At 31.9% G+C, this 9,267-nt stretch carries 3 protein-coding genes; all 3 read right to left on the reverse strand.

Going from position 1 to position 9,267, the window contains the following annotated elements:
• Nucleotides 1-253: 253 nt before the first annotated feature.
• From EJJ37_RS18975 to EJJ37_RS18985, 3 genes are read right to left on the reverse strand one after another with little or no spacing between them, the layout of a single operon-like run.
• On the reverse strand, nt 254-4,171 hold the full coding sequence (locus EJJ37_RS18975) for a starch-binding protein (protein ID WP_133017015.1): 3,918 nt from the start codon (nt 4,169-4,171) through the stop codon (nt 254-256).
• Between the two features lie 47 nt (nt 4,172-4,218).
• The gene (locus EJJ37_RS18980; protein WP_133017016.1) at nt 4,219-5,856 is read right to left on the reverse strand and encodes a triple tyrosine motif-containing protein; all 1,638 of its coding nucleotides are present in this window, start codon (nt 5,854-5,856) and stop codon (nt 4,219-4,221) included.
• Nucleotides 5,857-5,874: 18 nt separating this feature from the next.
• Nucleotides 5,875-8,949: an alpha-amylase family glycosyl hydrolase gene (locus EJJ37_RS18985; protein WP_243124923.1), complete on the reverse strand. Its 3,075-nt coding sequence runs from the start codon at nt 8,947-8,949 to the stop codon at nt 5,875-5,877.
• Nucleotides 8,950-9,267 lie beyond the last annotated feature (318 nt).

Consider the following 9,267-nt stretch of genomic DNA (forward strand, 5'->3'; position numbering starts at 1 on the left):
CATAGTGTTTACTATCTTAACTACTTTTATTACAACTATTTATTCTGTACTCTTCGTTATTTTTCTCTATGAAAGTATTATTTAAATTACTATAAATACGGTTTAGTTTCCTACACTATATTTCTTTTAATTGAACTTATAGTTTAATTATACCAAATATTTAATAATTTTCTTATTATTCTATTATTTTTATTATAGTAAATAAATTAAGACTACTGCAAAATTATTTACAGTAGTCCTAATTTATTCTTTACTATTCAGTTACAGTCACTTCTATTGATTTTGAATCATAATTTCCATCTTCATCAATAACATCTACCCAAATTACATATTTATCTGCAATTTCTGGTGTCCAAGTTGTTGTATTAGAAGATTTAAAATCATGTAATGTTGTCCATGTATTTTCAAAATCATGAACAGCTACTCTATATTGTAAATTAGAGTTTCCAGTTGCTGTAGTTTTTATATTTACACTATCTCCAACTTTAATAGTAGTCTTATCTAAAGATATATCTGTAATTTCCACACCTTTTCCAACAATGAAATTAGTATACTTTGATACTATTTTTCCACTTGCATCTTTAGCAGCTACATACACAGCATAAGTTCCTTCTTCTTCAGGAGTCCATTCTATTGAACTACTATCTGAGTAGTCTTTAATCATAGTATAAGTTCCATCTTTCTTATAGTAGAACTTATAAGTTATTGGGTTAACTCCCCCCTCAGATGTAGCATCTATAGTCACTGGTGTATTAACTACTCCACTTTTAGTGCTAAGTGTAAATTCCATTTCTAAATCATCTACATTACCAACAATAAAATCAAATGCTTTAGTTTTAACATTACCTGCTTCATCTTTAACATCTACATATAATTTGTAATATCCATCTTCAGTAGGAGTCCAATTAGCACTATTCTTAGTTGAATAATCTTGGATCTTAGTGTATTTATCATTATACTTATAATAGAATTTGTAGTTTAATTCTCCAGTTCCACCTTCTGCATTTGCAGTAAGAGTTACTTCAGTATTTGCTTCTACAGATGTTTTATCTGCTTCAAAACTTTTTATTGTTACAGAATCACCAATTACTTCATATGAATTATAAGCTGTTTTTGTAGTTCCAGAGCCATCTCTAACATCAACATAAACAATATAGTCTCCACTTTCATCTGGTGTCCACTTTACAGTATTGCTAGTAGAATATGCTTGAATTAAAGTATATACTCCATCCTTCTTGTAATAGAACTTATAATTTAATGTTCCTGATCCACCTTCTGCCTCAGCACTAATAGTAACAGCTTCTCCTAAATTTCCTTGACTCTTATCTAACGTAATAGATTTTATTTGTAACTCCTTAAATACTTCTTTTACTTCAAAATCAAAACTTTTTTCTTCAACATTACCATTACTATCTTTAACACTAACTTTTACTTCATAAGTTCCAGCTGTTAATGGTGTCCATTCAACACTATTTTTTGATGAATAATCACTAATAACTTTTTCTTCTCCAGTAGTATTTTCTGTAGCAGTAAATTTATATTGTAAACTTCCACTTCCACCTGTTGCATCTGCTGATAAAGTAATTGTTGTCCCTTCATATTGTGGTGATGATTTATCACTTGTGAATGAAGATATTGTTATAGGCTTACTTATATCTTCTAATGTCCAATTACCATCTGCATAAGTTCCTATCTTATTTGTTGGTAATGAGAATCCAGCCTGTTGAGCCGCTGGTATTTGAGCACTACCATTATTGAATATTACTTGAGTATTATCTCCCCATCCTTCTGGTAATGTATAACTATACACTCCATTACCTTCATTTGTCATTGCTACACCTGGCCATTTTGCTATTTCTTTTACTGTGCTTCCACTTTCATCATATACATAGATATTAGCACTTGTCCAACCACTTGGTAATTTAATTTTTGCAATTGATGTATCTGAAACTATAACATCAGCTTTCTTATAAGTATAAGTTTTTGTTACAGAATTTCCATTAGAACCCTTACCAGTTAATGTTAATTCAACTGTAGAACCTGCCTCTATATCTTCGCCTAATTTAATAGTTGTTCCATCAGTATAAGTTACTGCTTCCTTACCATCTATAGAATAAGTTGCTTCAGTTGTATTTTTCGCATTTAATGTTACATTTAATACATCTGTAAATTCTGTTCCATCAGCTACCGAACTTGAAACTTCTACTTCTGCTTCTGTTTTAATATCTTCTAATGTCCAATTACCATCTGCATAAGTTCCTATCTTATTTGTTGGTAATGAGAAACCATCTTGTTCAGCTGCTGGTATTTGAGCAGTACCATTATTGAATATTACTTGAGTGTCATCTCCCCATCCATCTGGTAATGTATAACTATACACTCCATTACCTTCATTTGTCATTGCTACACCTGGCCATTTTGCTATTTCTTTTACTGTGCTTCCACTTCCATCATATACATAGATATTAGCACTTGACCATCCGCTTGGTAACTTAATTTTTGCAATTGAATTTTCGATTTTATCTACTTTTTTGTATTCATAAGTTTCAGTAACAGTTGTTCCATCTTCACCTTTTCCTGTTAATGTTAAAGTTACTGTATCACCTATATTTGCATCTTTACCTAAAGTTATAGTAGTACCATTAGTGTAAGTTTTTGCTGTACCACCATTTTCAGAATAAGTTGCAGTTGTAGTATTTTTAGCAGTTAATGTTACATTTAATGAATCAACAAATTGACTTCCTGTTGCAACAGAACTACTAACTACTGGAGTTTTTACATCTACTCCAAGAGTTGCTATTGTTCTTGATCCAATATTACCTGTTAACTTACCATTAGAAACTGTAAATGTATTTCCTGATACTGAATCAGTGTATTGTCCATTAGGTAAATTAGTATCGCAGTTAACATAAGTTGAATCTCCAACGTTAACTATCATTACACCTTTTGTTCCTCTTTCAGTAATAAATAAGTTATTACCTTGAGCTCTTATATATTCACCTTCACCAGCCATAGCATTTCTAAAGTTATTAGCAGCTACTACTATAGGATCTTTCCACATGTCATCTCCAGCGCTTCCCATATTTCCTGCTAAATATCCACCAGATGTTCTGTTAAAGAATAAAGGAGTTGAATCTGCACGTCCTGCAATTATTGCCCATCCTAATTTAATTTGTTCATTAGTTAAACCAACAGTTTCCATATTCTCATTTGCATAAGTATCATGGGACTCTACCCATGTTACTAGGTTTGAAGGATCTCCACTTACAGTATAACTTTTTGCATTGTTTACATCAGCATTACCATAATATCCAACTGCACTTCTTACAGAACCACCATACCAATCGCATGTAGTTCTCATATAAGTATGATATCCATTAATGTTATCTGCTCCACCTTGTAATACTTCACCATAGATAAATAAATCATCTCTATCTAAAGATCCTAAAACTCTTGGCCAGAAATCACTTCCTCCTGAATCAGTAGGTAATTCAATATGCTTAGCAGCATCAAATCTAAATCCATCTGCTCCACAGGCAATGGCATCATTTAAAAACTCTATAACCATATCTTGTAATTCCCAATTTGATGTATTTAAATCTGGAAGTCCAATTCCCCAATGAGTTACTTGCCATCTATCATTCCAATCTTCTACACCTCTATGCTCATGCCAAAAATTCTCATTATCTTTTATAGTAGAATCAACGTTAGTAGCTGGATAATAAGCGTCACTTCCTCCGCCTCTATTACCAGTATGGTTTGCAACAACGTCAACAATTATATCTATACCATACTTATCAGCCTCTTCACACATACTCTTAAATTGTTCTCTAGAACCTAATTGAGCATTACCAATTTTAAAATTAATTGGTTGATATAATATCCACCATTTTGTACTAGACATTAAATCCTCTTTATTACCTTGAATTGGAGATGTTTGAATTGCTGTATATCCAGCTTCTTTAATCTCAGGTAACTTTGCTTTTATTGTATCAAAAGACCAGTTCCAAGCATGTAATATTGCTCCATCTTCTATTTGGTTAACTGATGTATTTGTTGCTGCTACTGCTACACTAGTTGTACTTATTAATCCAGTAAAATTATTAAATAGTAAACTTAAAGTAAATACTAATGCAATAAAGAAACTAGTGAACTTTTTTCTATTATTCATTTTCTTCCCCTCCACATTATATTTCTATAGTAACTCAATACCCTATACTACTTTACTGTGTAATCTATACACTTTGATACCTTATTATTGTTAGAATCCTTAGCATCAACCCAAATCTTATATCTTCCGGCTTTGCTCGGTGTCCATTGAGTTGTATTTGAAGTAGAATTCTTATCTATTGTTTTCCAACCATCTTTAATTTCATGAACTGATACTGAATATAAAATTTCTCCTTCACCTTCAACTGTAGTTGTTATTTTCACTGGTGAACCTACAGTTCCAGTTTCTTGATCAACCTTTATATCTTTTATTTCTAAAGATACTTGTGGTTTTTCTGTAATAGTATAGTTCAATGATTTACTTGCAGTGTTTCCATTTGAATCTTTAACTGTAACTTTAATAGTATATTCTCCTGCTTCAGTAGGAGCCCAAGTAAACTTATTACTTGTAGAGAAATCCCTTACAACTACTGAATTAACTTCATACTTATAAGATAATGTTCCTTCCCCATCAGCCTTTGCAGTTAAATCTATTGATGTTCCAGCAACTTGTGGTGATTCTTTTGATGCATTAACTTCATTAACTTTAACAGTATTTTCAGCTATTTCTAAGTTTCCTATTCTAGCTAAGGAAGTAGTAATAACATCATAATCTTCCTTTTCAGCTGATGTTGAGGCATCTGGGCCATACTCTTCAGTAGCTACATCTAACATAGATTCATCTTGTGGTATAGATGCTATTCCTGATTGACCAAATGTTGAAATATGCATTACTCCAATACCATTGTTTTCAATATACTCTCTATCAATTCCTAATGATTCTAATGGAATTGTCATTGAATACATAGTATCTTGCTTAGTATCATGCCCTTCATTTAACATATTTACCCAGTTTGAAGAGCTATTAAATAAATCTTCTGGTTTATATCCTGCCCATCCATTACTCTTAATTCCAATCATTTCTGATCCTAAGAATCCATCTTCATATTTAAATGATACTCCAGCATCATTAAATCCAACTGCTGTATCGTAATTAAAATATCCATCATCATCTACTTTGAAAATAGCTGGTTGTCCAACACCTGGTTTACTTGAAAAATACATCAATGTATCTACTGAAGTTTCATAGTTAACTCTAATATCCCAAACATTTTCTGAATAATTTACTACTCCAGTTTTACTATCTGTACTCTTTGCTGAACCATCACCACTCTTATTAGGATCAATGCTAAATGCTAATATTTGTGGTATGTCTCCATTCCAAGGCTTACCATTATCACTAATAGGATAACCTTGTGCAGGATCTACTACATCTGTAACATTTACAAATTGCCACATCAAGTATAAATTATCATCATCCCATGCTCCATATAATGCATATGTGTCATATACAGGTCCTTCGTGAGATCCCCTAAATATACGTGCATCATCATTTGCAACACCTTGAGCAATTATCATATCTTCTGTCCAGTCACTAAAACTATTTATTGTTTTATATTGTCCAACTCCAGTAGCATTTGTTGAATATTTTCCTTCATTGCTACTAGACCTTAAATTTAATGTATATAGTCTTTCACTTAATAATGTAACTTCTTGTGCTGAAGCTGTAACTGGTGCACTAAATATACTAGTTCCCATAATTGTAGCCGCAACTATAGATGAATATATTTTATAAATTGATTTCATATTTACCTCCTTTTTAAGCTACTTTGTTACCTTGATAGTAATATAGTTTGATTCTTTATTACCATCCTCATCTTTAACATCAACCCAAATTTTATAGGTTCCTTCTTTATCTGGAGTCCATTCAATTACATTTTCAGTACTATATTTTGAAGTTAGGTTCTTCCATCCTTGCTGAATTTCGTGTGTAGATACTTTATATTGAAGTTCACCTACTCCCTTTGCATCAATTGTTATTTCTAAAGCTTCCCCAACCTTACCTTCTGATTTATTTGTATTAATATTATTAATAGTAAGCTTTTCTTTTTCAATTACAAATGTAGTGGTTTTTTCACTTGTCATTCCATTAGAATCTTTTACAGTTACTTTTATTTTATAATTACCTGCTTCGCTTGGTATCCATGTAGCATTATTATTAGTAGAATAATCTTTTATTGTGGTGTAGCTACCATCTTTTTCAACTTCAAACTTATATTGAAGAGTTCCATTTCCTGTTGCATCTACTGAAATTTCAATAGCTTCATTTACACCTTGTGGTGATTTCTTATCTATTGAAAGATTCTTTATAGTTGGTGCTAATGGATTTGTACTATACCACACTCCTTGGTAATACCACATTTCATCTGTAACATCATAACCTGCTTGACCTTGTCCTGGGTTTTGACTACCACCAGCATTACTAAATATTACTTTTGCATCTTCCCAAAGCGGTTGAGTATAGCTATACCATCCATCACTATCTTTTTCTAACTTTACTCCTGGCCATGGTGCTACTTCCTCTGTTACACCATCAACTTCCCTATAAATATACACATATGGATTTGCCCAATTATTCGAATTGTCATAATTCACCTTAACTTTTATTTTATCAGGGTCTACTTTCGTATAAGTATAGGTTGCTTCTGATTCACCATCTAAGTTTTGTGCATAAACAGTTACTTCTGTTGTTTCATCATATGCTAAACCTTCACCAATAGTAATTGTTTGACCATTAGTATAAGTTCCTTGTTCTACTCCATTAATACTATATCTTCCTACTTCTGAGTTGCTTACATAAAGCTTTAACTCTAAAGTATCTGTCCAATATTTTTTTGATTGTTCGCTAATACTAACATCTGGTGATTTATCACCTTTTTCTATTAATATTACTCCGTTAGAGTCTGCAGTAAATGTTGCTTTACCATCTTTAACTGTAGTTATTGCTCCAGTATAAGCATCTCTTACTTTACTTCCATTACTAAATACCTTTGAAACATCTACATCAATTGTTCCTGATGCACCAACAACACAAACTACTCTATCACTATCCCCATCCTTATTGTAAATTCTACCAAATGTATAAGGTGAATCTGATATATCTATATTATCCCCTGCTCCCACAGCTAAGTGATTATTTCTGAATTGTCCAAGCTTTTGCCAGTGAGCTAAAGTTTTAGAAGCTTGGCTATTTGAATCAGTTAAATCACTCCAATTCATAGATGTACGATACATTTGATCTTTATATTCTCCCCTTGTAAAGAAATCTGTCCAACCTAATGGTCTTGCAGTTTCATCACCATAGAAAATTTGTACTGCTCCTGGTGCCAATAATAATGATGTTCCTCCATCAATTAAGTTATTTCTATCATGTAATGCATCATCATGAGATGAAATATAACTTAATACATTAAAGTCATCATCTTTATTAACTTTTGCTAAATCGTTATATTTTGCTTTTATATTTGAAGTAGATGCTCCCTTAAATGAAAAGTTAATAATTGAACTAAATTCACCTTCTGTAAAGAATGCTGATTTAGTAACTCCATGCCCCCAAGATTCTCCTGCTGTCCAGAAATCTGCATCTGGATCTAGTACTTTATCTGGATTATTTGCTTTATATTCTTCAAATGCTATATCAGCTTCTTCATTTAGAGCTGCCCAACCTTCCATTTCTACATGATTTGCTGTATCACATCTAAATCCATCAATACCATAATCTCTAATATAATCTGTTAACCATTTTATTACGTAGTTTCTTGGAGTTCTAGGTAGATTTCTCTTTGTAAAGAATTCATCTAATTCTGCCATTTCTTCTTCATATCTACCTTCTCTTTTCCATTTAGTTTCAAGTATTGCTGGTAATCCGACTTCTTGAGTGCTTTCAGTTTTTATATCAGGTAATCCACTAAGAGGATTTGTGTATCCACCACCATCACTATATTTTTCATATCCCGCATAACCTGCTGAAACTCTTACAAAATCGTCTCCCCACCAATTAGTTGCCCATGTAGAATCGTCTTTGTTATACCAAGTATTTGATTCAACTGTTCCACCACTTAAATTACTTAAGTCTCCATAGTAATAATCTTCCCAACCATCTACCATACTACCAAATCCATATTCATCAGCATCTTTCATAGTTGTGTAACCTACGTGATTTAAAACTATATCCATAACAACTCTAATTCCTTGTGAGTGAGCTGTATCAACAAAGTTTCTAAAGTCTTCTTCTGTACCCATGTTTTCATCAATATTAGTGTAATCTAAAGTCCAATATCCATGGTAAGAATAATAAGGAAATCCTTCTCCATTATTTTCTCCATTACCTCCGGAAGCGTTTCCAGAAGTATAGCCATGTATTTGTTCATATGGTGCAGTTAACCATATTGCATTAACACCTAAATCAGTAAAATAACCTTCTTCTAGCTTTTGTGTTAATCCCTTTAAATCACCACCATGGAAAGCCCCTGGATTATTTTCATAACCATCTTGAACATTTCCATTTTGATCTAAGCCTCTTCCATATGAATGGTCATTACTAGTATCACCATTTTGGAAACGGTCTGTTAAAACAAAGTACACTGTTGCATTATCCCAAGAAAATTTTCTTTTTTCTTGAGTATCTGTACTTTCATCAAGGTTACTTGTTGTACAGTATGTTACCTGACCATTCTCATCAATATCAACCTTTAAAACGTTTCCAGTTTCTTGGTAACTACTTAAATAGCTGGTATTATAAGTGGTAGTTTTTGTTGTAGCCCCAGTTACAAAAGTGGTTGAAATAATAGTAGAAATTAATGTTCCAACTATTATTCGATTAAATTTTTTCCTTTTCAAAATTCTCCCCCCTTATTTATTTTGCTTATTATATAACTAATATATATTAGTTATATATATCTTAAATATATACCTTTTTTTCTTATCAAACAATACAATTTAACATTTTTGGAATTTATTACAAATTTTATTTTTATATAATATTACAAAAATACATTTATATTTTTAAATATAAATATATTTAAGGAAAAAATAAATATCCACCAGCTAAGCTGGTGGTTTTTCATAAGCCCTATAAGGGCAAATTGCTAGCTTGCGTCTTAAGACGCATAAATGGTCCAGCAGCCGCATTTTATTTTACTTGCTACCCTTAAAAGG

Source organism: Clostridium cuniculi (assembly GCF_004353185.1).
GTDB lineage: Bacteria > Bacillota > Clostridia > Clostridiales > Clostridiaceae > Clostridium > Clostridium cuniculi.